The sequence below is a fragment of the Cutibacterium sp. LaCa_255 genome (assembly GCF_057458005.1).
The window spans coordinates 1,515,270-1,541,371 of the sequence record NZ_CP190956.1 but is presented as its reverse complement, the minus strand read 5'-3'; the positions used below and the strand labels follow the sequence as shown (position 1 = coordinate 1,541,371).

18 protein-coding genes, 1 tRNA gene and 1 pseudogene are annotated in these 26,102 nt (G+C 62.1%); 7 read left to right on the top strand and 13 right to left on the bottom strand.

Annotated elements, in window-relative coordinates:
* Window positions 1-51 precede the first annotated feature (51 nt).
* Window positions 52-840, top strand: a complete 789-nt coding sequence (nudC, locus tag ACP8ML_RS06940) for an NAD(+) diphosphatase (protein WP_371258435.1) — start codon at window positions 52-54, stop codon at window positions 838-840.
* 31 nt (window positions 841-871) lie between these two features.
* Here nudC and recD read toward each other — a convergent pair whose 3' ends face one another.
* From recD to ACP8ML_RS06925, 3 genes are read right to left on the bottom strand one after another with little or no spacing between them, the layout of a single operon-like run.
* Entirely contained in the window at window positions 872-2,740 is a 1,869-nt protein-coding gene (gene recD / locus ACP8ML_RS06935; RefSeq protein ID WP_065674064.1) for an exodeoxyribonuclease V subunit alpha, read from the bottom strand.
* Window positions 2,733-5,966, bottom strand: coding sequence for a UvrD-helicase domain-containing protein (locus tag ACP8ML_RS06930; protein ID WP_117189185.1), 3,234 nt, complete (start codon window positions 5,964-5,966; stop codon window positions 2,733-2,735). Before ACP8ML_RS06930 ends, recD begins: the two co-directional genes overlap by 8 nt.
* Window positions 5,963-9,121 (bottom strand): exodeoxyribonuclease V subunit gamma, encoded by a 3,159-nt coding sequence (locus ACP8ML_RS06925; RefSeq protein WP_117189184.1) that lies wholly within the window; start codon window positions 9,119-9,121, stop codon window positions 5,963-5,965. Before ACP8ML_RS06925 ends, ACP8ML_RS06930 begins: the two co-directional genes overlap by 4 nt.
* Before the next feature lie 164 nt (window positions 9,122-9,285).
* Here ACP8ML_RS06925 and ACP8ML_RS06920 point away from each other — a divergent pair, with 164 nt between their 5' ends.
* The gene (locus ACP8ML_RS06920; protein WP_117189252.1) at window positions 9,286-11,367 is read left to right on the top strand and encodes an ATP-dependent DNA helicase UvrD2; all 2,082 of its coding nucleotides are present in this window, start codon (window positions 9,286-9,288) and stop codon (window positions 11,365-11,367) included.
* Here the strand turns inward: ACP8ML_RS06920 and ACP8ML_RS06915 are convergent.
* Window positions 11,325-12,005, bottom strand: coding sequence for a hypothetical protein (locus ACP8ML_RS06915; RefSeq protein WP_249361213.1), 681 nt, complete (start codon window positions 12,003-12,005; stop codon window positions 11,325-11,327). The genes ACP8ML_RS06920 and ACP8ML_RS06915 overlap by 43 nt on opposite strands.
* 442 nt (window positions 12,006-12,447) lie before the next feature.
* Between ACP8ML_RS06915 and ACP8ML_RS06910 the strand changes: the two genes are divergently transcribed.
* The gene (locus ACP8ML_RS06910; RefSeq protein ID WP_117189180.1) at window positions 12,448-13,071 is read left to right on the top strand and encodes a M48 metallopeptidase family protein; all 624 of its coding nucleotides are present in this window, start codon (window positions 12,448-12,450) and stop codon (window positions 13,069-13,071) included.
* On the opposite strand, the gene ACP8ML_RS06905 is transcribed toward ACP8ML_RS06910, so the two are convergent.
* Window positions 13,059-14,420 carry a zinc-dependent metalloprotease gene (locus ACP8ML_RS06905; RefSeq protein WP_065674070.1) on the bottom strand — a complete coding sequence of 454 codons (1,362 nt, stop codon included), beginning with the start codon at window positions 14,418-14,420 and terminating at the stop codon, window positions 13,059-13,061. The genes ACP8ML_RS06910 and ACP8ML_RS06905 overlap by 13 nt on opposite strands.
* 86 nt (window positions 14,421-14,506) lie before the next feature.
* Here ACP8ML_RS06905 and ACP8ML_RS06900 point away from each other — a divergent pair, with 86 nt between their 5' ends.
* The 3 genes from ACP8ML_RS06900 to ACP8ML_RS06890 all read left to right on the top strand — a co-directional run bounded on the left by ACP8ML_RS06900 (window position 14,507) and on the right by ACP8ML_RS06890 (window position 16,868).
* Complete coding sequence (locus tag ACP8ML_RS06900; RefSeq protein WP_117189178.1) at window positions 14,507-15,655, top strand: YlbL family protein; 1,149 nt, start codon at window positions 14,507-14,509, stop codon at window positions 15,653-15,655.
* Window positions 15,652-16,215, top strand: coding sequence for a PPA1309 family protein (locus tag ACP8ML_RS06895; protein WP_171048572.1), 564 nt, complete (start codon window positions 15,652-15,654; stop codon window positions 16,213-16,215). Before ACP8ML_RS06900 ends, ACP8ML_RS06895 begins: the two co-directional genes overlap by 4 nt.
* 167 nt (window positions 16,216-16,382) lie before the next feature.
* Complete coding sequence (locus tag ACP8ML_RS06890; RefSeq protein ID WP_171048571.1) at window positions 16,383-16,868, top strand: universal stress protein; 486 nt, start codon at window positions 16,383-16,385, stop codon at window positions 16,866-16,868.
* 73 nt (window positions 16,869-16,941) lie between these two features.
* Here ACP8ML_RS06890 and ACP8ML_RS06885 read toward each other — a convergent pair whose 3' ends face one another.
* The 4 genes from ACP8ML_RS06885 to ACP8ML_RS06870 all read right to left on the bottom strand — a co-directional run bounded on the left by ACP8ML_RS06885 (window position 16,942) and on the right by ACP8ML_RS06870 (window position 20,900).
* Window positions 16,942-17,586, bottom strand: a complete 645-nt coding sequence (locus ACP8ML_RS06885) for a cation efflux transmembrane domain-containing protein (protein WP_117189176.1) — start codon at window positions 17,584-17,586, stop codon at window positions 16,942-16,944.
* Between the two features lie 166 nt (window positions 17,587-17,752).
* Entirely contained in the window at window positions 17,753-18,856 is a 1,104-nt protein-coding gene (locus tag ACP8ML_RS06880) for a hypothetical protein (RefSeq protein ID WP_117189174.1), read from the bottom strand.
* 696 nt (window positions 18,857-19,552) lie between these two features.
* On the bottom strand, window positions 19,553-19,978 hold the full coding sequence (locus tag ACP8ML_RS06875; protein ID WP_138774609.1) for a hypothetical protein: 426 nt from the start codon (window positions 19,976-19,978) through the stop codon (window positions 19,553-19,555).
* A gap of 169 nt (window positions 19,979-20,147) precedes the next feature.
* The gene (locus tag ACP8ML_RS06870) at window positions 20,148-20,900 is read right to left on the bottom strand and encodes a hypothetical protein (protein ID WP_117189168.1); all 753 of its coding nucleotides are present in this window, start codon (window positions 20,898-20,900) and stop codon (window positions 20,148-20,150) included.
* A gap of 379 nt (window positions 20,901-21,279) precedes the next feature.
* On the opposite strand from ACP8ML_RS06870, the pseudogene ACP8ML_RS06865 reads away from it, so the two are divergent.
* Window positions 21,280-22,549, top strand: a pseudogene (locus ACP8ML_RS06865) (IS3 family transposase).
* A gap of 80 nt (window positions 22,550-22,629) precedes the next feature.
* On the opposite strand, the gene ACP8ML_RS06860 reads toward ACP8ML_RS06865, so the two are convergent.
* The 4 genes from ACP8ML_RS06860 to ACP8ML_RS06845 form a co-directional block, all read right to left on the bottom strand.
* A complete protein-coding gene (locus ACP8ML_RS06860) occupies window positions 22,630-23,451 on the bottom strand; it encodes a hypothetical protein (RefSeq protein ID WP_117189166.1) in 822 nt (273 codons plus the stop codon).
* 670 nt (window positions 23,452-24,121) lie between these two features.
* Window positions 24,122-24,586 carry a TraM recognition domain-containing protein gene (locus tag ACP8ML_RS06855; protein WP_171048561.1) on the bottom strand — a complete coding sequence of 155 codons (465 nt, stop codon included), beginning with the start codon at window positions 24,584-24,586 and terminating at the stop codon, window positions 24,122-24,124.
* A gap of 208 nt (window positions 24,587-24,794) precedes the next feature.
* Entirely contained in the window at window positions 24,795-25,193 is a 399-nt protein-coding gene (locus ACP8ML_RS06850; protein WP_283240438.1) for a helix-turn-helix domain-containing protein, read from the bottom strand.
* A 704-nt stretch (window positions 25,194-25,897) separates the two neighbouring features.
* A tRNA-Met gene (locus ACP8ML_RS06845) sits at window positions 25,898-25,971 on the bottom strand.
* Window positions 25,972-26,102: the final 131 nt, after the last annotated feature.

The following is a 26,102-nucleotide window of genomic DNA, read 5'->3' as shown; positions in this document are numbered from 1 at the left end:
CGGGACGACGACGAGGCGAATCGAGCTCGGTGGAAGGATCCGATGGCCCGATTGTTGCTGATCGATCCGCACGACAAGGTCGTGATGTCCGACGGACGCGTGGCGACGGTTCCAACTGAGGGGGATCGGGACGACCAGCGCGACCTGTTCCTGGGCGTCGTCGGTGGAGTGCCGTGGTTCGCCCGGCGGAACGGTGAGCCGCGTACAGAAGCTTGCAGCTTGCGCACAGTGGACCTTGACCCGACTGATCGTGAAGTGGTGATGTCAGCGGTTGCAGCTCTCGCATGGCACGAGAGCAAGCCGACTTGCCCTCGGTGTGGGGAACCGACACGCATCACGAACGGCGGCCCGGCTCGGATCTGTGCCCATGGTCACCAGGTCTTCCCGCGTACCGACCCGGCGATCATCGCTGCGGTACTGGACGCCGAGGACCGCATTGTGCTGGCTCGGCAACACTCCTGGGCTCCTCATCGTCGGTCCCTTCTGGCCGGGTTCGTCGAAGCTGGGGAACCAGCGGAACATGCCCTGGTCCGTGAAGTTGCTGAGGAGACGACTCTGAGTATCACCGCTGCTCGGTATGTTGGCTCACAGTCATGGCCTTTCCCGCGGTCACTCATGTTCGGTTACGTCGCACGAGCAGCCGGAATGATCGACGTGGGCCACGACGAGCTGGCAGAGGCTGGTTTCCTCACCCGCGACGAGGTGTCCGATCAGGTTGAGTCCGGTCGGTTGCAGCTGCCACCGACCTTGTCGATTGCCAGAGCTCTCATTGATGCATGGTTGGCACATCGGCTTCCGGAACCTGAGAGCGGACTCGACTTGTCGTCTCCGCTGAGGTGAGCGACCGCAAGTTCTTCGGCAACTGCTTTGGTCACAGTGAGCGAGTCTCCTCCCACCGACGCTGGATACCAGACCGACGATCATTGGTCCGATCAATGGCCCGCTCCACGGACTCCTTCATCCCGACAACCGTGAGGTGCTCACGGGCACGAGTAATCGCCGTGTAGAACAACTCACGGGTGAGGAGCGGGGAATCCGGGGGCGGCAAGATCACCGTGACATTGGTGAACTGACTGCCCTGGGCCTTGTGGATCGTCATCGCCTGCAGAGGTTGCAGAGATGGGATGAGGGAACAGGGCAAGCGTCGAGGGGCCCCGCCAGGTCCGGGAAGAGCTACTGTCGGAACAGGCCGCGTCTCCACGACAACCCCACAGTCGCCATTGTTCACGCCCAGCTGAGCGAGATTGTGTGTGACCATGGCAGTTTCACCGAGCGCCCATCGGCTCTGATCGACTCCGGGAAGGACATCGGCGAGGACAGAAACCATGCGTTGCGACCACTCGTCGACGCCATATGGTCCTTCCCGATGGGCGCACAGCAAGCGATGGCCATCCACGAGTTTGAGGGCAGCGGCGTCGGAGCCCGACCGGGCCAGCTCGAGCATCTGCGATCCCGTCCGTGCGATGACGTCCGCGACAGCTGGAAGGTCAGCCATGGTGATGTTGGCGGGATCGGCGTCGATCCAGGAAATGCTCGGCAGGACGGAGCTCGGCGTTGACGCATCATGGTCGGGCTGAGACCTGGTGAGCACCTCCAAAGCGGCTTCCTTGGCGCCCTCACGAACGGCTTCCGACAGATTCGCGATGTCGCCTCGCGACCGGTGGTTGCGAGTGAGGATCGTGACAGGCAGACGTGTATCGAGGGTACCGGCTGACGACACAATGTCTGCCAGAACACTTCCGGCGTCCACTGAGACGAGCTGGCCCGGGTCTCCCACCAGGATGAGGCGAGTCCCGGTCCCAATGGCGGCGAGGAGGCTGGCCGCCAGTGGGAGGGAGAGCATGGACGCCTCGTCGACGACGACCACTCCGAAGGGAAGCTGGTGCTGCTCGTCGTAGCCGAAGGATGTCCCTGGTCCCTGCCACTTCAAGAGGGAATGGACGGTCGTGGCGTCAGCGACGACGGGGCTGAGATCGTCAGGCATGCGCTCTGATACCTCTGACACCGAGTCGCGAAGTCGGGCCGCTGCTTTGCCGCTGGGGGCCGCGAGGGCGATGGCACCGAGGTGAGGATCCGCCTTCTGAAGTGATGCCAGGAGGGTGCACACTGTCGTCGTCTTGCCTGTTCCAGGTCCACCAGCAAGGACACTGATCCTGTGGGTGATGGCGGCAACAGCAGCCTCGGCCTGAGCCTGGTCCAACGTGATTCCGGAGGATGCAAGAGCAGCGCTGACCTCTGACACGATCTGCTCGGCGGGCACGGGTCCCTGGCTGGGTGGGTCTGCGGCGAGTGAGGCCAAATCGCGAGCGACATCGTGCTCAGCCTGCCAGTACTTCTCAAGGTAGAGCAGACCATCGTCCAAGCGAGCCGGCAATTGGTTGAGTGGATCACCACGGCCCGCGATGACAGGGCTCTCCGCAAGGGCAGACAGCCATACTCTCGGTTCGGGCCATTCCAAGTCGTCAAAGAGCGCGGCCTGCTCACTGTCGTTGATGTCCGGGATGGCTGGGTCGAGAACCTGACGTCGGATGGACTCGGCAATCTCGTGGGGGTCCCAGAACACCGACCCTCGACGCAGCTCACGACACGACAACGCAATGGCCAAACTGACGTCAGCGTTGTGTTCCTCGCCGATACGGCACACCAGGTTGGCGAGGTGGATGTCGCTTGGTTCGAGAACGCCGGCGCGGGCGAAGGGCTCCAACCTGCTTCCGGCCCCGACCGGTACAAGTTCAGGCATGGTGACCTCCCAAACACTCGCTGATGGCCTCGATGAGTTCCGGCTTTGGATGCCAGGTGAACACTCCCTGCGGCATCCCCATCTCCGGAGCTGGGCGACCGGCCATCCCTCGAACGAAGAGATACCCAATCGGACCGAGATGACGGGCAGGGTCATACCCGGTAAGGCTCGACGACAGGAAACGATGCAGGGCAGCCGAATACAACAGTCCCTGAAGGGGATAGTGAGAGCTGAACATCATGGCGCGCATGGTGGCGGTGTCGTACATGTCGGCCCGTAGCTTCCGAGCGCCGGGAACCCGATTCGTCTTGTAGTCGACCACAAGGTGGCGTCCATCCGGCCGTCTCAGGACGGCATCAATCGAACCGGTGAGGAACCCTCGCAGAGTCTGGTCACTGTTGGGTATGTGGGCCAGGGCGTCCCCATAGCCATTGATCGGATCGTCAGATGGCACCAAGCCTGGATCCCTGAGTAGAGCTGTCAGATCGGCCATCGTCGCTGCCAGACCAGATTGGGACATCGCCAACTCGAAGTTCATCTCCGCGAGTCGGTCGTCGGGGGAGAAGCTCGCCAAGGACATGCCCGGCGCCAGGTCGCCAAGATCAGTCCGCAGAACCTGTTCCAAGCCGCTGGCAAGATCTGTTGCAGGGACATCCGGCAATGGCGTGGTGCGCAGAGTTCTGCGGGTGATCGTAAGGACCTCGTTGAACAAATTTGCAGAACCGGTGTCGACGTATTCAAGGACCGCGTGTACCAGTGTGCCGAAGGAGGTGCCGCCTGGGAGTCCGCAGAGACCTGGTGCAGTGGTGTCGGGGGACTCGTCGTCCTCAGGTTCGTCAGTCAAAGTGGTCGGCAGGGGAGTGAGGACGGAGCCATGAAGTTCGGCAGTCAATCCCGAGTACGAGGTTCGGACGAAGTCGAGGTCGAGGGGTCGTGTCAGAGAACGAGGAGCCGCAATGCTCTGATGCTCGGCGTCCGATGCTCGAGTGAGCTGTTTCTGATTTGCGGGTGCAATGGCTGTCGTGATTGGCCCTGAGTTGAGCCAGGGGAGGGTACCCGGATCAGTTCCGGCCCTACCCAGGCCGAGTTCACCAGTGGAACGGTCCATCTCGACCAGGCGTTGGAAGGCCGACCATCGATTGCGTCGTGAGCATGGAGACCACCACAGCCGAACGGCTGATCGAGCTCGGGTGAGAGCGACGTAGAGAAGTCGCAGATTCTCGCCACGCTCATCCTCCTCGTGGCTCTCAATCGCCCTGGCGCGATCAATCCCCTGGGAGGAAATGTTCAGGACTCGGCGCTGCCCGTCATGCCAGACAACCGGCCCACTGATGTTCTTTCTCGGTGCCCATCCATTGGCGATGTCTGGCAGCAGGACGACGGGGAACCCCAACCCCTTCGCCTCATGAATGGTCATGACGTTGACGGCCTGATGGTCGCTGTCGAGACGACGGGGGTCATCGTCCCCCGCTCGTCGTTGCTGATCGCGTATCCATCCGGCAGTTGCCGTCGGCGTCAATCTGGCCTCGACAGCCGCGGCATGGGCCTTTTGAGCGACCTGGCGGAGGTCGGTGACGTATCGCTCGCCCCCGCTCATGCTGACTAGACGATCCAACACCCCTGGTCGGTGGAGTGCCGCTTCGACGGTGCCCCACGCTCCGGTGCTGGGCCACACGCTCGCCCAACGGGCCACATCGATGGCGAGGTCGGAACGCACCCTTGAATCCGATGCCGCGAGGTCAGCAGGGGTTGCACCAATGAGGTCAGACAGGCACAACCGGGTGCGCAGCCGCTCGTCAGTGTTGTCGAGAGCTTCCAGGAGAGTGACGAGATCCTCGGCGGCCTGGGAAGACCACACCGGTGATGCTCCGGAGAAGACAGCGGGCTGATTGGCCCGTGACAAGGCAGCAGCGATCTCCGCACCTCTCCTGCGCGTCCTGACGAGGATGGCGATGTCGTTGGGGCGAAGTGGCTTGTCCTGCTCATCCTCGTCATGGATGATCGTGCCGCCTTCCAGCATCATGATGACTTGATTGACGAGATCCTCGGTGACGAGGCGATCCGAGGTCGTGGCATCCAGTTGCCCGTCGAGAGGGGCTTGGAGACAACGGATTTGGAATGGTTGTGACCAGCTGTACCGGTGAGTCTGCGAGGCGTCAGTGCCAATTCGTGACGTCTGGTGACGGGCGGTGACCGGCTCCATGGCGATCCCGCGTCCTAGCTGTGCGTTGTCGAAAAGGGTATTGACCGCCTCGACGATGGGCTTGTCCGCCCGGTAGTTGACGTCGAGATGGAGGACGTGCTCAGCGGAATTCGCGGCGTCCTGATAGGCGTAGATGTCGGCGCCGCGAAACGCATAGATGGACTGTTTGGGATCTCCGATGAGCCACAAGTTGCTGTGTCCGTGAAATGACCGGTGTAAGATCTCCCACTGGAGAGGATCTGTGTCCTGGAACTCATCAACCATGACCAGGGAGAAGCGCCGTGCCAACGTCGCACATGCCATCGGGCCACGTACCGGATCTCGCAGTGCTCCGACAAGATCTCCGATGAGGTCGTCAAAGGTATGTATTGCTCGCTTTCGTGAGCGCTTTCGTACCTCGTCACGCACGGACATGGCCCAGCCAGCATCGGGCGACATGGCTTCCATATCTGTCGCGATCGGCACCTCGCCATACCTGACGGCAACATCCCTGGACAGATCCCGCTTGTCACGGACAGACGGAGGTCGGTCAGCATCGAGATGTCGAGCCAGATAAAAGTCGTCAGACACCTCGTTGGCCACTGGAGTGAGGTCGGCCATCAGGACTGACGACGGGTCGTGGTCTGACAGGACTCCCAACTCGGCGAGCATTCGGGAGGCGAACTCGTGGGTGGTCGTGATGACGGCCCGGTCGAAGGAGTCGAGGGCCGCCTCTACACGTTTCAGCCCTTCTGCGCCGAGGCTCATCACGGAGTCATCGCAGGCATCTGCAGGCTTCCGGCGCCCCGCGAGCAGGGATGCGGTGCTGATAAGGCGTTCATACACGCGGCCACGCAGTTCCCGAGCTGCCGATCGGTTGAAGGTGACCAGGAGGAGACTTTCGATGTTCACCATTCCGGTGGCGATCGCTTTGGCGCACACCGCCGAGATCGTCCAGGTTTTCCCGGTTCCCGCGCTCGCAGCCAACAGGACCGTTCCCTGAGGTAGCGGATCAACGATGTTGAATGAGGTCTTCGTCGTCATGCTATACTCCCGGGACGAGCGAATCGAGCCATCGAGGGTGGTGAGAATCCGGTACCTTGCGATGCCCGAATGATGGGGTCGAACAACCACCCGGAAAGCTCCTCAAGAGTGGTGCCGAGTTCATGACAGCGGGTAATCAGCTCGGTGACGTCAGTGCCCAGGAATGCTGCCCAGTTCGGATCACGCTCCCGCGACCACTGCACTTGCAGTGCGCTGGCGCCGGTGCGGTAGTCATTGCGAGCCATGGGAGACAGGCCTACCAGGGCATGGGCTAGTTTGACGGGTAGGGGGATGAACTGCTGGTTGCTCCACCAGGCCAGACGTGCCAGACCGGTGAGAATCCCGCGTGCGCGTTCGGGGTCCGGAGCCACCATCCTTCGAACCCCGTCGCTCGAGACCAGAGTCCCGAACCATCCGACCTCGTCAGTGGCAATGGCGACCGCGAGGAGGTCAACCCACAGGTCAAGTATTGGCCTGGCATTCGCACGCGTCGCGACAGCATGAACGATCTGGTTGTTCCTCACGCCGACACGGCCTCGCAGTGAGACCACATGCATCGGATCAACGATGAGACCATCAGGCCACGTCAATGGCGGGTTGTCACCGTCAATGAGATCAAGGTTGATTTCGATGAATCGTTCATCGTGGCCACCACGAAGTTCCTTGGCCGTCTGCGAAATACGCACCGCATCGTCTGCCAAGGAACTGACGATTTGCTGCCCCAAGCGGCCTGGGGGAGTTGACCCGCGCAAACGCTCGGCGTTGATGGCATCTTCTGGGTTCGAACCATGTTCGAGGTCCGCGAGTATCCGAGAACGGATCCAGTACTTGTCCAACGATGTCGGGGCAAGGGGGAGGTCGACTGGCAACTCCGTGTTTCTCTCGTTGGCTGGCGCACCTGCCCGTGCCCGGAGCAATGTCCGAGCGGAGTGAGACAACGCCAGGGTGAGATCGGTTGGCGACATCCGTGATTCGGGAAGCTCCGTCACCGGTGGTAGGACAACGCGTTGACGACGTCGCTGCGAACCAGGTTGGCATCGTGCCGCGTGGGCTGCGGTGTGATCGAAACCGCGCCACCATGCACCGTTTCCATCGCAGAACTCATCAGGCGAGAAGGGCTGCAAACCGTGATCGACGGAGCGGGCAGTGACGGACCCCACCTCCAATGACTGCATGAGGGTCGTTGTGAATGGGCCAGGCAGGACGGGCAGGTTGGTCACAGCGTTTCGAGCCTGTCGCACGACGATGAGGCGGCTCCTTGCCGACAGGGCAACGTCAAGTAGGTCCTGGCGTGCTCTCGCGGTCGGGTCAATGCAGTCATCGCGCAACCCTTGAAGCTGGTCGGCCCGAATGACGTCTTGATCAGGGTCAACGATGATGACGACCTGATGATCAATGGGAGAAAGGTCCCCGGGACGACAAACGTGAAGCGAACCGTCGAACCATGTGTGACGGCCGTGATGCGTGCGCGACAACCAGATCAGAAGATCAATGATCTCCTGGCGATCGAACAGTCGATTCTCGGCAGCTACATCCAGACCGGTCAGAAGGGAGAGGGTGTCCAGGACCGATCGCGGAGCATCGCTGGGCGCGGCGGTGAGGTTGTCGACGATGTCGCTGATGCGAGTCGACCACGCGGTGATTGGCGCGGGTGCCGCGGTGTCCAGAAACGCCTTGCGCAATCGCGATACCAGTTCGGCCAGCTTCCCGACCACTGGGATCGTGGTGGAACCGACGTCAGTAATGGGTGTGACGGTACCGAGGTGGGTAGGAGGAGCCGACGACATCGCGATGGCGAGAACCATGCGCTCGATTCCGGCCAGCCAGGTCGACTGCCTGATGCGTCCCAGCCCGGCATCCTCACGAGCTGCTGGATCAATTCCCCATCGGATGTCGGCCTGGCTCACCAGCCGTTCGATGGTTTCCTGGTCATCGTCGGAGAATCCGAAACGTGCCCTCACGGCCGGCATCGCGCACAGATTGAGGAGGTCTTGCCCAGTCGCGCGAGAAGACGCCAGACCAAGGACGGTTGTGACGGCCTCGGTCACCGGATTGACGCGATCCTGGGGTGGGGGAGTCGTGAACCGGATTTGGTTGGCCGGGTGACTGACGTCCGCCATGGTGCTTGCGGACAACAGGTGCGCGGTATCCTGACGTCCCGAACAGACGATGACGACGTCCCTTGGCTGAACCGTCTCGTCGTCGGCGAGAACTGCGCAGACGACGTCGCGGATGACTTCTGCCTGACGGTCCGGCCCATGGCAGTTGTGGATCTCGACGGGGGCTAACTCGTCGCTTGGAGCGCCCGGAGCTTCACTCGTCGCCGGAAGCGATGATGAGGTCCACCTCGTGGTCGTCGTGGTGCGCAGGCGGTCGAAGGTGTGCCACGGATCGTCATGTCCAATGGCGTGGTCGAGGTGGACGATCGTGATGGTGCGCGATGCTGCCAGTGCTTCGGCCAACTCGACGTCATGATGGGGCAGAGCCGTCGATGAGAACCACACGATGGGTGCACCGGAGGAGGTTTCTTGGCCTCGCAGTGCGTCCACCAACATCTCGTGTCTGGTCACCGGATCGGCAACGGAGCAGGAATCGGCGAGCAGGGCACGCCAGAGTGGGGCCCACCAGGATCGGGCGGGGTCCAAGGGGGCACCAGCGAGGTCGACGTCATGTTCATCGTCGTGTCCGGGGCCGTGGCCTTGTGCCCAGGTCCGCAACACCTCGTGGGAGTCTCGGGCGAGCGCCGTCAAAACTTCTGCGGCTTGTCGGGCTGTCGTCCATGATGCACGTGGAATGCCTTGTCGGCGGCTGGCATCGACATGAGCGGAGACGATCTCGAAACCTGGGGAACTAGTCTCGATGATGCGCGCAATGCGTAACGCCAACGGCCCCGGGCGCCACGGATCCTCGTCGCGCCCGATCTCGAGGAGCTGTTCTTCGAGGTGGGCTCGAAGACCGTGGGGCGTGGTCGACTGGATGCCAGCGGCGATGCCATGGCGGCGGGCAAGGGATTGCAGCAGAGCGCGGGAATGGGCGGTGCTGGGTGCCACGAGCAGCGGACGAACGAAAGGGTCCTCAGTGGGTTGGGCAAGGGCCGTCGTCACCGCTTCTCGGACCTGGTGCCAGGTACGAACCACCTTCACCACACCTGCCATCGGGGCACCTCCTCGTGACGACTCGGCCTTGTCCTGAACTGTTGGAGGCCGAACTGGTGAATCAGTCTAGGGACGCTGTCGGACAGGTTTCGGTGTAGTCGGTGGTACAGGAGCGGAACATCGCGGCAGAACATGCCGTCGCGGAGCTGTCGGTGCGTGCCCCTATGGTGATCGCCGTGAGAACCCAGTCGGCAGATGCGATCCTGGCAGCACTGGATCCTGAGCAGGTCAAGGTTGCTAAGACCTTCGACGTTCCGGTGTGTGTCATCGCTGGTGCCGGAACGGGAAAGACTCGCGCTGTCACCCATCGCATCGCCTACGGAGCCGCGACCGGGAAGCTCGACCCGCGCCGGACCCTTGCGGTGACCTTCACCACCAAGGCCGCCGGCACGATGAAGGGACGACTCGCTGATCTCGGCGTGGTGGGGGTTCAGGCTCGCACCATTCACTCGGCCGCCCTGCGCCAGATCAAGTTCTTCTGGCCACGCGCCTACAACTGTGAGTTGCCACCGGTGAGTGATTCCAGGTTCTCCATGGTCGCCGAGGCAGCCCGACGCATTGGTCTGGGAAATGACAAGGCACTGGTGCGGGACCTGTCCGCCGAGATTTCCTGGGCGAAGGTCTCGAATGTCCCCAACGAACAATATGCAGCCTTGGCGCGAACGGAAGGACGAGTCGTGGCCGGGGTTTCGGCCACCGATGTCGGTAGGGTCCTGGCCGGATACGAAGCGGTCAAACGGGAACGTTGCGTCATTGATCTGGACGACATCCTGCTGTGTGCCGTCGGAATGATGGTCCAGCACCGGGACATCACGGAGGAAATCCGCTCCCGCTATCAGCACTTCGTCGTCGACGAGTATCAGGATGTTTCTCCTCTCCAGCACCGATTGCTCGAGCTGTGGTTCGGCGACCGCAATGATGTGTGCGTTGTCGGGGATCCCCATCAGGCCATTCACTCCTACGCTGGTGCACGTGCTGACTACCTGATGAATTTCGTGGCAGATCATCCGGGTGCGAAACGTATCGACCTGGTCCGGAATTATCGTTCGACCCCGGAGATCATCCGGCTGGCCAATGAGGTTCTCGTCAACCGTGTGACCCCGGACGAAGCTCCCGAGCATGGCAGGGGAGTGACCTTGGTTTCTCGTGGCCGGTCGGGTCCCGAGCCGGTCTACCAAGCGCTCGGTGACGACTCCTCCGAGGCTTCGGCGATCGCAATGTGGGTGGAATCCCGTCATGCCGCGGGGATTCCGTGGTCTGAGATTGCCGTTTTGTACCGGATCAATTCTCAGGCATCCCACCTTGAGACGGCGTTCGCCGAGCGGTCCATCCCATACCTGGTCAAGGGATCCGAGCGGTTCTACGAGAGACGGGAGGTGCGTCGCGCTCTCGATGCTCTCGTCCGGATCGTCGCCGATGAACCCGGGGCCGACGCACTGCCTGCTTTCGACCGCCTTCTTGTGTCGCAAGGGTGGACGGCCGCAGCTCCTCAAGGAGAGGGGGAGGTGAGGCAGCGGTGGGAATCGTTGCAGGCACTCCGTGACTTGGCGGCTTCCGCTGTCGAGGAGGGGACGGCAACTCTGGCGGATTTGGCCACTGTGTTCTCCCGGCGAGCTGCCACCCAGGAGGCCCCTGTCGGAGACGGCGTCACCCTTGCGACATTGCACGCGTCGAAGGGTCTTGAATGGGATGTCGTTGCCCTGTACGGGATGAGCGACGCCATGGTGCCGTTCATCATGGCTGAAACTCCCGTCGAGATTGCCTCGGAGCGACGTCTGCTCCACGTCGGAGTCACCAGGGCTCGTCGAGACCTGTGGGTTTCGTATTCCTGGTCGGGTTCGAACCGAGACCGTCAGGGTATCTCGCGCTTCCTGCGGGGATTGCCAGGGACCGGAAATGCGTCGACCAAACCCCCACGCCACCGCAAACGTCGCGCCACCGTTGCAGTGTGCTCGGTCTGTGGAGAGGCGTTGACGGCTGCCCGGGATCGCAAACTCGGCCACCACATTGCTTGCGAGGTCGGGGTTGACCCGACCCTGGTCGAGCGGTTGCGCGAATGGCGCAGCGAACGAGCGGAGGCGGATCGTGTGCCCGCCTTCGTCATTCTCACCGATGCCACCCTGCTCAGCGTGGCCGAGAAGCGGCCAGATTCGGTGGAGGGACTGCTGCAGGTGCCTGGTATCGGCCGACGCAAGGCCGATCACTACGCAGCTGATCTCATCAAGGTATTGCACGACGCCTCCTGAGGCGGCCAGCAGCGACAACCGGGCTGGGCCGGCACGACGAGACTGCGTTCTCCGGCGTTCGTACGTACATGGACGGACTTCACGCTATAGACGTCTAAGCCATCGCGAAGGGCGCCAGCTGTGGCTTCGATCTGGTTCACCAGCCACGCAGTGACGGCCGGATCGTGGCTGTCTCCCGTCGTCGTACGGGCCACCGTCACCCAGTCGGGGTCGCGCGCAGCCAGTGCCATGTCTGCGCAGTGTTGGCATCCGGGGTGGTGATCGTTGATCGGTCCGAGAACACCCCAGCGATGGCGTCCCCAGGCAATGACCGACGGGACGCCGGCTCGATGGCACTGTTCGGCGATGTCACGTCCCCCGAGCAGGGTCCTCGGACAGATCACGACGACGTGAACCACGGGGCAGGACGCCCCGGACACACACCGAAGGTCATGGAATCTCCCCGGCTGCCGGCCACGCATCCACGTCGTCACCTCGATACGTCGTGCCTCCAAACCGCGGACAATGTCTTGGGAGACACCGTCATCACTGACAACGGCTACCCGTAGGCCGGTCGGCATCGTCACCATTCCGGACTCGTGAAGGCGATTCGCGATGTCTGCAGGAACATCGACGTGTCCGTCATAGCTTGCTCGCACGCCTCGCAGCCGAAATGATCGACCGTCTGGAGCAAGCAGACGCAATCCGCCCGGTACGGGCGTCCAGGGACAATCAAGTTCAACACGCATGCCCTGAGAATTGCGAAAGGCTTGAAGCGCGGGGAAGGACCAACGAGACGACGGGCAACACGTCAACAATGACGGGCAACACGCTGTCCTTCACGGACAACACATGCGGGAGTTCGAACAACACTGAATTTCGAACGCCATCTGGCATGTCAGAGCAGGGGATTCGGGGGACACGGGAACCCCCGGACCATCACGATGTGCCTTCCCCTGCACATCCGAGATCCGGGGGTTACTCTCAATCTAGGGCAGGTCGGGGTTCTCGTCAACCACGTCGCCCCCGGACGTCATGATGTTTCTGAGTCGAGCTGCGGGGCAGAACACCGCTTCACCGAAACTGTCCTAACCACCGGGCATGATGGGCCACATGGCTGGCAGGGCGACCACCGACGAGATCATCGCAGCATGCGACGGCAGGCCGGAAATCATCATTCGGCGTAGTTCCCGACGCCACCGCACCCTGAGCGCACGGATGGAGGGCACATCCGTCCTCGTCATGGTTCCCATGGGGATGCGGAAAGCCGACCAGAACCGTCAAGTCATGGAACTGGTCGACAAGGTGACGCGATCCCAGGCTCGACGACGATCCGGTGCGACCTCCGACGAACTGACGCGTCGTGCCCGTCGGCTGTGTCGGGCCCACCTCGAGCCGCGGGTGGGGCACCCGGTCGAGCCCATCTCAGTGAGGTGGGTGTCGAACCAGAACACTCGGTGGGGGTCATGTACCCCGGCGACGGGACAGATTAGGCTCTCAGATCGCATGGTCGGCTTTCCCAACTGGGTCATAGATCATGTTCTGGCTCACGAGCTGTGCCATCTGGTGGAAGCCAATCACAATCGGCGGTTCCACGAGTTGCTCGCAGGATTCCCCAATGCGGAGCGCGCGGAGGGATTCCTCAACGGGTACCAGTGGGCTGTTTCCGGGGGAGTCGATTCCCCCGAACGTCAGCCGGACGATCCGTTGGCTCAGTCGTCCTGACCGTGATCGCGCAGCAGCTTCTCCAACTCGGCATCGAGATCATCGCCGCCTTCAGCAATGTCCTGACGGTCGCCTGAGACATAGCCCAGCGGGTCATCGAGGTCGGCGGCGGTAGGCACGATATCGGGGTGGTTCCACACCTGATCGCGTCCGACCGTGCCGCGGGCATCACGCAGTGCCGCCCATAGGTTGGCTGCGTCGCGGACGCGGCGAGGGCGAAGCTCCAGACCGAGCAGGGATTGGAAGAACACCTCGGCGGGGCCAGATGTGGCGCGACGTCGACGCACGGCCTCGGCCAGCTGATCGTGACTGGGAAGCCAGGTGCGGGCGACCTGGGATGTCACCTCGTCGACCCATCCCTCGATGAGGGCGAGCAGGGTTTCCAGGCGCTGTAGGACGCCCTCCTGCTCTGGCGTGCGGGTCGGCTCGAAGAGGCGTCCTTGCAACCGCTCGGACATCTCCTGGGCCTTCTCCGGGGTCAATTGGGACAAGTCATCAATGTCGATGGCGTCCTCGATGGCCGAGGAATCGATGCGAATTTCGCGTGCATAGTGCTCAACCAGGGCCAACAGCTGTGGTCCGAGCCAACTCACCGCATTGAATAGACGCTGACGGGCCGACTCACGCAGCACGAGGTAGAGCTCGACATCTCGTGGATCGAGGTCGAGATCCTTCCATGCCGCGGCGATGTTGGTTGGGAGAAGGACGACCTGAGGTACCGACAAGACCTGGAGACCAATTTCGGTTCCCGTCACCGTCGAGGTCGACAGTTCGCCGAGGCCCTGGGCCAGCTGAGCTCCATACAGCATGGCTGACATCCGGCGAAGCGCCGGTCCCATCATCTGGGTGAGGGCAGCCATCGGGTCATTGGGACCGCCAGGTGACATCAATCCGGTCATCGCCTCGGTCAGGGAGACCAGCACCGGCTCGACGACAGACTGCCATGAGGAAAAGGTGTGCTCGATCCACTCTGCACGGCTCCAACAGGCAGGTTGTGTGTTGACCTGGGCGAACTCGCATTCTCGGTCGAGCCAGCTCTCTGCAAGACGCGATGCGTCGAGCAGAGCACTGCGCTCCTGCTGTCCTGGCGTCGGGTCAGGGCCGTGGGACGCCGTGATGTGGCGGGCCATGTCCTTGATGTGAGACCAGTCGACCGGTCCCTCACTCGGATTGGCTCCGGGCATTCCGAAACCGACCGGTCCGCCTGAGCCGAACATCTGCGACAACTGGGTCATGAAAGAGGTGAGGTCCCCATTGGCGGGCAGGCCCAGTTGCTGCATCATGCGGCGCAACTGCTCGGCCATCTCCTCGGGGTCGGGCTGCCCAGGATTCTGGGGTCCGTCATTCATTCCCGTCTCCGTTCGCTTGGCATGGTGTCCTCGCCAAGTCTAGAGCCGTCGCCGTCGTGGAAAAGTAATTGTCCGTTCCGGCTAGCATGGCCACCATGTCCGAGTCGATCACGCCCAATTCACAGGCGCATGACTCCGGCACGCCCGCAGCGACGACCACCGCGGTCGATGTCGAGGCCCGACAAGGGGTGCGTTTCCCCACCCGTTGGACGGCAATCTCGTCGGCTCTTGTCGTGCTGCTGTGCGTGCTGGCCCTGATCCTCGTGCCCATCCCGTTCGTGGCCAGGTCGCCAGGACAGACCGTGGATCTGCTCTCAACGAACGAGCAGGGCAAGCCGATGATCCAGATTGACGGCTTGACGGCTCGCCACAGCGAGGGCGAAATGAGGATGACAACGGTGTCTATCACCCGCGCGGATTCGCGTCTCAGCCTCGCAGAGGCCTTGGTGGACCGCATTCGTCGGGACCATGACGTCTTGCAGCGGGAAGCCATCTATCCGCCAGGCCGCTCTCCTCAGCAGGTCAATGCTGAGGAATCGTACATGATGGACACCTCCCAGCGTGACGCTGCCGTGGCTGCACTGCGCGCTGCAGGCCAGCCTGTCACTGAGATGCCGATGGTCAACGCCGTCAGTGCGGCTGGTCCGGCTCACGGAAAACTCGAGCCGGGTGACCTCATCGAGAAGGTCGATGGGAAGCCGGTGGCCTCCCTTCTCGACGTCGGCAAGGCGGTTCGCAAGCATGCCGTGGGCGACACCGTGGTGTTCGTGGTGTTGCGGAACTCCACTCGCAAAACGATTGCCGTGACGACGGTCTCATCAGTCAGTGACCGCAGAGCTCCTGCCGTCGGCATCACTGTCGACACTGGATACCGATACGCCCCGACGATCACCTATGGAATCCCGGCGGACATCGTCGGTCCTTCAGCCGGACTTGCCATGGCCCTGTCGATCTATCAAATGGTCGCCCCGAATGACCTCATTGGTTTGCTGCGGATTGCCGGTACCGGAAGTATTTCCCCTGATGGCAAAGTCGTTGCCATCGGCGGTGTCCAGGAGAAGATATCCGGTGCCGAGCGGGATGGCGCCAAGATCTTCCTCGTGCCAGCAGGTAATTGCCGAGACATCAGTGGGGTTCAGACCTCGATGCGCCTGGTCAAGGTCTCTAGCCTCAAGGACGCCATCGCGGCCATCCAGAAGATCCGCGCTGGCGGAACGGGAATACCACATTGCTGAATGATGAGGACGACAAGATGAGTCAGGACGCCGAAAACGCAGGGCTCGAGACACCGTCGGTCAATGATGCCCTGGTGGCATGTCTGGCTGAGATCGAGAGGTTCGTCGGGACATCGAGCTGGGGCGGCCCGCCACGCCTGTTCGCCTTGGTGCGCACCGTCGACCTCATGAAGGCTGAGCCTGCCCTTGCCGGTCAGCTCGCCGTGGGTGGACTAGACAGTCTTTCCAGTATCGAGCAGGACGACTTCCGACCGGGAGAGGATCTGGCCCAGGCCCTCGCCACGACAGCCTGGGGAGAGGCCGTTGACGGGGCGGCCATCTGCGTCGAACGGATCTTCCTGCCCGACGAGTGCGCCAACGAGATTCCGGACGATCCGGACAAGGCTGCGGGTTTCGTCGCGGCTCATCCCCGTCGTCAGGAAGTACGTGTCGTGGCCGGTGCGCTGCGTGATGGAAGCCATTACGGCGTGGCCCGTCTCGTCGACCATCCGGAGGATTTGCTCGGATCGGTCAACCTCGTCCCGGCCCTGGAGTCTGCGGTTCTCGGCACCCTGGAGTGACGACCGGTCACGAGATCGTCTCGTGGTCGGTAATGTGCATCGTGTCGGTAGCGTGCCGCGACATCTAGGAGACGATCATGACGGAGCAGCAACCCGAGATGGCCAAAGACGAGTTCGAGACCAACCGCCATGCATCCGTGACATACGAACGTTCGCCCCGAGGCACGATGAGGGGCCGTCCGGTCATCATCGCGATCATGCCGGACATCCCACGGGCAGTACTCGCGACTGGCGTCGAGCATGCCAGGGCCATGGGTAGCAAGATCGTCTTCGCCCATGTCGCGACCGATCGCGTGCCGAACCCGTCTGATCCCGACCAAAGCCACCCACTCGACCCGACCGCCGAACGCATCTCGAATGCGACCGCCCGATCGTCGATCCAAGGTTCCTTGGACACTTTCATGGCGAACTACCCAGAGACGGAGTGGGAGCTCGTCTATCTGTCTGGTCTGCCGGATCAACAGCTTGCCCACCTCGCCCATGACATTGGCGCTGGTTGCTTCGTGCTGGGAACTCGGCGTCCCGGTTTCCGTGCCGGTTTGCAGGAGTGGCTGGACGGATCGGTGGCAGTCCAGCTGGGACGCCGTCAGCTGCGCCCGGTCATCATCGTCCCATTGCGAGGCGAGGACTGGGATCAGCCGCTCTGCCAGTGAGTGCCGTCGCGTCTGGCAGCTCCGTGTCGGAAGGCGACCGACGACCGGGACTGGCGAGATGTCTCAATGCGGCTCAGCCCTCGCCAATCTCGAGTTCAGGTACCTCGCGGCGAGCCTGCTCCCACACTTCCTTGGCAGCCGTGGCATTGATGGCGGCCATCACGAGTCCGACGATGACGTCGGGCCAGACCGTGAACCACACCGTCGTGATGAGACCAGCGACGAGGATGAGCACGTTGCCGAGTACGTCATTGCGTGCTGCCAGCCACGCACCTCGAACCAGGCTCGATCTCTGGCGACGCAATGTCATGAGGGCGATGGCACACGACAGGTTGATGAGTAGGGCGATGATGGCCGTCACTGACAACGGCACGGGCTCAGGCGGGACTCCCGAGGTGATCTTCCAGACGGCAGTTCCCAATGCTGCAGCTGCCGGAATGAGGATGAGACCGGCCAACCAAATGCTGGCTTTCCGTCGTGACTGCACCGACCACCCGAGGGCCACCAGGACGAGCCCGTTGATGAGGACGTCCTCGAGGAAGTCGGCCGCGTCGGCGAAGAGAGATGCCGATCCGATGATGGATGCCACCGTGACGTCAATGACCAATCCGATGGCATTGAGGATTGTCACGAGAGCGATGATCCGCCTGGTCGACGGGGAATTGATCTCGTCGGCTGCGTCGTTGATGCAGGTGGGGGAGTCATCGAACTGTGCCACGAGAGATCACTCTATCAGACTACGCATGACCGGGTACAAGGCCAAGGAGTGGTTTGACGGCTCGGCCTGCGAACAGGTTTCGGCAGCCGAGCGAAAACCCCGTCGCTACCACGGATCGGACGTGATCGCGGTGGCGACGGGGCTCACGTGTGACTGGGTGTCGGTATCAGAAGATGCCGTCGCGATGGCGGATCTCGGTGATCGACTGGCCGACGGAGGAGGTCTTGACCACCGAGGTACTCCACGTACCGACGCCGGTGACGCGGCTCGTGTCGTACTCGGTTCCAGCGGCCATGAAGTTACCGACATCGGTGGACCAGTACCACGTGTTGGGGGCACCGGAATTCTCCCATCCCATCACGCTGCCCATGGTGGCGTTCCATCCGTCAATCGAGATCTTCATGTTGCGCAGGCCCTCCCGGCCCGCGATCCACCTCTCCACGCGCTGGTCGTACAGCTTGAGGTAGCAGTTGGTGACGGTGTTCTCCGTCATGCCGGGGTGGGCCGCCGTCGCATTCGTCACGAGGGTGGTCCACGGCAGGGGCGCGAACCCTCGCAGCCGGATGCCCCACGCGGCGTAGATGCGGCCACCATTCCAGGCGCCGTCGCCCGGGACGATGGCGAGGACCTTCTTCCTGTCACCGGGATTCCACGTGGTGTTGCGCAGGGCCACTCGCCAGCCGTAGGCGCTCGGGGTGTCAGGGAAGGGGGTGGCGTTGGACTGGTCGGAGGAGGTCCCGATGCGTGCGTTCGTCGACGGGTTATAGAAGGTGAGGTTCGAGGACGTCATTGAGAATGACCGTTTGCGCGTCGTGTTGCCGACGGCCTGGGCGTCGCTGAGGGAGGGAGACCCATTGTCGCCTTGAGGGGCCCACGGCTTGAGGATGGGATTGGTGTTCGCCGGTCCGGCCACGGCGGTCAGGCTGTCATTGACCACCTTCGACGTGGCGACGTTCTGGATACCGACGTCGAACCCCAGGGGGAAGGAGGAGTCGAACGACTTGGTGCCGATGTTCTTGAGGCTGATGCCGACATTGCTCAAGCCGGCACCATTGAGTCCGCCGGACTGGTTGAACGAGATCGCCATGTTGACGCCGGTGAGGTCAGGCAGGCTCGACTGGTAGGCGGCGAACCATGAATCGATCTCGGCCGCGGCAGTGCCCGGGCACGAGACGGCGTAGGCGGGAAGGGCTGCTGCGGCGCTCACAGCGGGAACGGCCCATGCCAAACCCTTGGTGATGGTCCGGCGGTTGACGTCGTGCTGCGACATGCGGGTTGACCTCCTGTGGGACGACTGGCTCGAGATGGTGAAGCGGCTGGAGGTACACACGTCGTAGGAAAGAATACACGAGGGCGGTTGACCCCGCAGCGACATCGTCTCTCGTGGCCCTCGCCACACGCGGGCCACCTGCGTTCCGGGTCCGGGACGAGCCCGCAGGTTAGTCACTACAGGTGGGTGTACGCCACAGCACGGGACGCGCCTCCCGAGGTACGTTGACGCTGAAGTGGTACTGCATGACGGGCTCGGTGGTGCTCCCGGAGCGTTCCTTCTGTGGGATGTTGAGGAGCGGGATGTCCTTGCTGTCGGAGGTCGGGAAGCCCTTGCAACCATTGCACAACAAATCCTTGTTGCCGTGGCAGGAAGCAGCTGCTCGAATAGTTGGGGGCAGGTGCTGTTACCGTAGGCAAGCCTGATAGATGTGAGCACCGACCCGATGTCGGTTTCGCTGAAGGAACCGTTGTTGGTGACGATCGAGTCGTTCGGTGCCGGGGGTGCTTCTGCCCGTTTTCGGGTCGTAGTCCTGGACTCGGAGTCCCAAAGAGACCGCGGTGATCCTCGCCTGGGGTAGACCGTAAATGTCACCGGCGCCGGAAGAGAAATGCTTGCGCGGTGTTCTGGCGACCGTCCCGTGACCTTGGGGGACGCAACGATACCGTCGCTGTCCGGGGTGCAGATAGCGGTGCTCTAGGTCGTCACACAGGAGATGTCGCTCAGGATGACGACCTGGCTGGGGTGGGCGGTTGACTGAATCGTGCCCGAGTAGGTATTCGCCAACTTGATGGTGACGGTGCCGGGATTGGCGATGGTGTAGGTGACGCTTCCGACCCCCATGGTCGTGGCCGTCACCCAGCCGGAGTGGGCTGTCGTGTTGAGGTTCGACGAGGAGGTCGGGGCGATGACCGCGTTATTGTTGGTCACTTGGATCGTGTCGGTGTAATAGGTGGCCCCCGATGTGGTGGCATTCGAGGTGCGGGCATCCAGGTCGCTGATGGTGAAGGAGATCGGGCCCGTCAGACCGGTGAGGTTGAGGGACATGTACTTACTCGTCGTACCGGCGGAGCCGACCTGCTGCCAACCTGACAGATAGATCCTTACGGGCGCCGGACTCATGGTGAGCCGTTCCTGCGAGTCGGTGGCACCGTTGAGGAAATAGGGGTAGGACCCACCGGAGGTGAAGGTCGCGTCGGCCCACACCGATACGTTGCCGTAGGTCTGGGCCGTACCCGGTCCGTAGGCGTTGGGTTTTCATCCAGCGGTGTAAACCCGGTCTGGGACCACGTCAACGGGACACATGTTGCGCGGGAGATGTGGCCTTGCCACAGGTGATTTCGCTGAGCGTGACGGCCTGGTCGGGATGGGTGTTTCCATAGCGGTCCGAGACCGGGATCTTTGAACCGTACGCATTCCCGAGCTTGATGGTGACGGGTCCGACTGCGGGATCGGCGACGGTGTACGTGGCGCAGCCGCTGGTCGTACCTGTCGCCACGGTCCAGGAGGTCGTCTTGTCGACGGTGGCGTTGCTCAGCGCGGAGGGCGTGATGATGTTGCCCGACTGGCTCACCTGGACCATGTCGGTGAAGTACTGGGCGTGCGTCGAGTTCCTCGAGCGCGTGTAGGAGTCGAGACCGCAGATCTGAAAGCTGATCGGTCCGCCCGCCGTCGTGGGAAAAGCGAGGACGGTCTCACCGTAATCATTCAACGTCGGGGTGACGCCAGTCGTGACATAGCCCGAGAGGATCAGCGAACCGCCGGAAGACGTCAGGTCGAGGGGGGAGTACGTGGTTTCGCGGGTGTAGTTCCAGTTCCCATGTTTGCTAGCAGCAACGGTGACCGCAGAGCCCGAGCCGTCCGAGGATGCCTGGGAGTAACTACCCGTCGGATTCGCGTAGCCTCTGAGGGACGTCCACGTGTACGAGGAGCATGTCGCATTGCTGATGGCGTACGCAGGGATGGCCGACGCCAGGGAGACGGCTGGAACGGCCCAGGCCGCCCCCTTGACGACGGTTCGACGACTTGTCCGGGTTTTGATCATGGGCGTTCACGATTCTTCCTAACTGCCGGTGAAAGTCGAGCACGGGAGAACCCACAGGCTGTCACGGCAGCTGCCAAGGCGCTACTTATCTCATGCCAGCTGTATGAGGTGACTTTGCGCCCGTCAAATCTCACCGTCACCCCCGCAGACCCATGGAGGTCCGTCGTGCTCTCGAAAATTCGACCTTGGAGCGCGTGCGAGGGTTCTCGGTGTCGTCGGGGTCATCATGCTTGGCTTCGCCGTGGCCGGTGGTGGTGTGTGGGCTGTCATGTCGTCGTTCGGTTTCCCGGACGGCTCTCGTTACATTTGGCACCAGTTCATGAATACTTGAATCGCCCTGGGATGTCGGGAGACTCCGAACTTTGGGAAGGTTGGAGTTATGCTAGGCAACACGATCAAGCGCTACCTGGCTGAGTTGAGGACCAGGGTGGTGTGGATGTATCACCAGACCCGCCCGGACTATGCGGGGGATTGGCCGGCGATGGTCAAGGTCGCTGAACTGGTCGGGGTCTCGTCCGCGGAAACCCTGCGGCGCTGGGTCTGTCAGGACGAGGTAGACCAAGGTCAACGTCTTGGCCTCACGAGGGGTCGGCCCAGATCAAATGCTTGAAGTGAGAGAGTGCTGAGTTGAGAAGGGCGAATGCGATCCTGAAAGAGGCCTGGGCTTTCTTCGCGGCCGAGCTTGACCGGCCAGGGCAGTGATCGTCGACTTCATCGGTGAGCATGCCGAGCGGCGTGAGGGGGATGGGTTGTGGTGGGGTGTCGAGCCGATCTGCCAGGTGCTGCGCGAGCATGGCGTGTAGATCGCCCCATCGACCTACTACCAGTGGCGCGACAAGCTGTTCTCCAAGCGTGAGCAGCGTGATGAGGCCCTGCTGGTCGAGATCCGTCGGGTCCACGAGGCTCATTTCGGTGTTTACGGGGCCGGTAAGGTCTGGCTGCAGCTCAACTGGGAAGGTATCCCGGTGGCTCGCTGCAGCGTCGAACGACTCATGCGCGGTGCGGGGCTGGAAGGGGCACGTCGTGGGAAGGTGAAGCGGACCATGATCGCTGGTCCTGCTGCTGAGCGGCCGGATGACCTGGTCAGTCGCCGGTTCGTGCCGTTGGCGCCGGACCGGTTGTGGGTGGCCGACATCACGTATGTGTCGACGTGGTCGGACTGGGTCTACGTCGCATTGGTCACCGATGCCTATGCCCGCACAATTGTGGGCTGGCGTTCGGGTACCACGATGACTACCCAGCTGGTGCTGGACGCGTTGGAGCAGGCGATCTGGACTCGGTAACGCGAAGGCCATGACTTGACTGGGCTGGTGCATCACTGGGACCGGGGCAGCCAGTACACCTCAATTGTCTTGTCACAGCGTCTTTCGGAAGCCGAGATTGCTGCCTCGGTCGGATCGGTCGGGTCGAGCTATGACAACGCTGTGGCGGAGACGATCAACGGGTTGTTCAAGACTGAGCTGATCAAGCCCTGAGCGCCGTGGAAGGGCGTTGATGAGGTCGAGTTCGCCACCGCGGAAGGGGTCGACTGGTTCAACCACCGACGCCTGTATAAGTACTGCGGCGACATCCCGCCCGCCGAGCTGGAACAGGCCTACTACGCTGACCACACCCAGCCCCATCAGGAGCTGGAACTGTCACACCACTGAATCCCCGGACTCACCGGGGCGATTCAAGAGCCAGTTTACGCATGGTGTTGAAAGAGGCGTCGGTCTACGACGAATGCGGGTTAATGGTCTTGCGGTGTGGGGCGCTGGGCGATGGCATCGAGAACGCGTGAGTGGGTGGCGATCCATTCGGCCGCGTCGGGGTTGATGCTGCGGGCGACGGTGTCGATCGCTGTTACGTAGTGGGCAAGCCTACGAATCTCAGCTTGTCGGTCAGGGTGAGCGCTGATGAGGGGCTCTTGATGGGAGGCGCGGTTACGGACGTGGCGGATGAGCTCGACGTTTTCCTCGAAGTCGCGTCGGCTACGCCCCGGGTAGTGAGGCATGCCTCCGTTACGTAAGTCAGTGAGAGCTTTCCATACGGTTGCTTCCAGGCGCGGGGTGAGCAGAAAGCGCCAGTTGTCCAGTGACAGACTCGCCACGATCTGATCAGGGGTCGCATCGAGCCCCGCGCGCCGCAGTCGCGCCTCGGCCCTGGCGACGTTACGCGGGAAACCACCGAGCCGATAGCTCGGGGATTCCCACCAACGCCGTATGCCAGTATCGGCGCTCAGGCGCACGTCAATGAAGTTTCTCAGGAGTACCTCGACATGGCTGATGTCTTCCAAGAACGCTTTCGAGATGCGGGTGTTCCACACGTACCACGCATCGACTGGTTCGATCCGGTAGCGGCTGAGCCTGGCGGGTGAGAACCACTCCTGCAACGTCTCACGACTCACCGTGGGAGCGTGGTAGGGTGGGTGACGATAGGCCTCGGGAAGGTCAATGCCGCGAAATATCGGTATACCCCCGAGGTCATTGTTTTGCCCAGGCCCCTCCTCGCATACTTGCGGGGCGTCATTGGCTGCCGTCATCTCGTGTCTTCCCGGTACGTGGCTGTCCATGTTCACGGCCAGGTACGGCAATGAGGTTCACCAACCGGTATCCGCACATGAACCTCCACCAAGCATACGCTGGCAAGCCCCCTCTCGGCCCCACCACAACATCAACTGCCGACTCGAACACCTTTGAGGCAGCGCTTTCGACTTGCGCAACCCCACCCACGACACCGTCCGCTTACTACTCGAAGCTGAGGGATTCAGACCCCACCTACCCCCTCGATTGTGAAGAGCCTCCAAAGCCCGATACAACGTCTGGCGAGACACCGTGAACGACCTCGCCACCGCAGCAACGCACCAGCAGCGCGGGATGGCTTGGTATTAGCCCAGCGCAGGGCCCCCAGGCACCAGCCCTAACGACCCCGCCCCGGATGTGGCTAGAGAATAAGCCGCACGGGAGGACTCCATACCCGCCGACTCATTCCAGCCCGCCACCAGCCGAGCCATATGATCAACCGCGCGCGGTAAATAATCCAGCCACTCACGCCGCTCGTACAAGGAACCGGCCCCGCTCCAGGCATGTGCCCACGACCGCCACAACACATCCAGCTCGACCACCACGCCCGGAATAGATTCCCACTCCAAATCCGGATCAGCGGCCGCCACGTACCAGGTGCGCCACAACCAATCAACCCACGACCTGAAATCGTTGGCTAACTCGCTATACGTCGGCGTCTCATAAGAATGGATTGGCGGGGGAGTGATCGTCATGTCGGGTCCTTCTTCCGTAATCAGCATCGAACGCGGCCGCCACATCGGCAGGAACCAACCGACGCAACTCGTCGAGTTCCCACCACCCAGGCTGACGCAACCGGGCCGGCTTATGACGGCCCATCACCACGATCGTCTCATCAGCACGCATCGTCTTCAGATCAGCCACCGGGGCCACGTCAACCTCGTGGAACGACCGTGACGTCGTCGTACGACCCCACGTATCAGTCGACCACGACACCGCCTGCATCTCATCGCGGCCAATCAACTCCGACAACGCCCGCAACGACTTCTCATCAGAAATACCAGGCATATACACCCGGCCCCAATGATTCGACATGACCACCGCAGCCTGCTCCCGGCCATACCGGGCCACAATCTGGCCCTCATCCTGCCACACCGACTCCAGCAGACACCCCCTGCCCGCCACCAGCCGAGGCTATCTCAGGCAGCCGCTTGATCGGGGCGACATTGCCCGCCTCATCCAACGCCAACAACAAAAGAGGATCGAGAGGGTGAGACCCATTGGCCGCATACGCCTCCTCCACCTCCCGATACACCGCGTTCACCAGCGTCTCAAACACCGGCGCAAACAACTGCTGCTCTGAGGCATGAATCGCCCCGGTGAGTCCGGGGACTCAGTGGGGCGATTCAAGAGCGTCTCCCCTAGTCGGCTCCACTGTGTCACCAGTGTCACACTGGACCCCACTACGGGTTTCACGATCACGCGACGCCGCCACTCGCCGGCGCACAACAGACGGCCTCGACGCCCCCGACGACCGGCGTGACACACTGTCAGGAATCATCAACCGCCACACCGACTGCACCCGCCGAGTCGAGCCATTCCACTCCGGCTCAAAACCCTCCAGCCGCTCAATCAGACCCGTCTGAGCCAGGCCATCCAACGCCCGAAACACCGTCCGCCGCGACGACGACGTCAACTCCGCCAACGTATCCACACGCGGCCACGCCCAATCATTGTCATCGGCGTAATTCGCCAACGCCACCAACACCAACTTGTGCGTCGGATTCGCCACACACTTCTGCAACGCCCAGTTGACCGCCCAAATCGACATCGCCCACCACCGCTCACGAAACCGTGCCAAACAAAGACGCCTGACCATCAGGCAACGACGGGCCAGATTCGACAGACTCAGGAGGCGTCACAAGGTCGAGACCCACGCGGTCGGAATAATCCACCGACCCGACGGCAACTTCCGAGCGCCAGGAAACCGACCATCGCGACACCACCGAGTGACCGTGGCCGTACTCGTTTCCGGCAGCACCGCGGCGACAGTCTGGGGGGACAGAAGACTGTCAGCGACAGCTTCGACATCGAGATGGGAGGAGGTCATACACATAGCGTGCTACATAGATATGAAAGTGGCAATAATGGAAACATTGACACCATATATGCATCTATGCACCATCTTGTTCATGGCTAAGATTTATGAGCAAGCCCGTGAAGCTGGCCTCATTGACACCTACTCTGCTGATGAAGCTGTCGGCATGACCGTACAGATGTTGCTGTTTAAGAAGCGGTTGAAGTTTCGTGACCTTGCTAGAGCACTGCATGTCTCTCCGGCTACCGCGGGCAAGAGAATTCGTGGAGAGCTCGGATGGTCGGTGACGGATCTCATTGCGACCGCTGAACTCCTCGACGTCCATGTCGAGGACCTCATCCCCAAGCGCAAAGAAAACCAGCCCGCCTCCCAAGGGGGAGACGAGCTGGCCTCTCTCGTAGCGGGGACAGGATTTGAACCTGTGACCTCCGGGTTATGAGCCCGGCGAGCTACCGAACTGCTCCACCCCGCGTCGACCTGCTCGACTATACAGATCACACTGGTGCAATACAAATCGGGGTGGGATGTGCCCGAACGATCGGCGCATCACCCCCTATCTGCGACGTCCGTTCGGTCGCCTTCGGAAACCGTGCACATCTGACT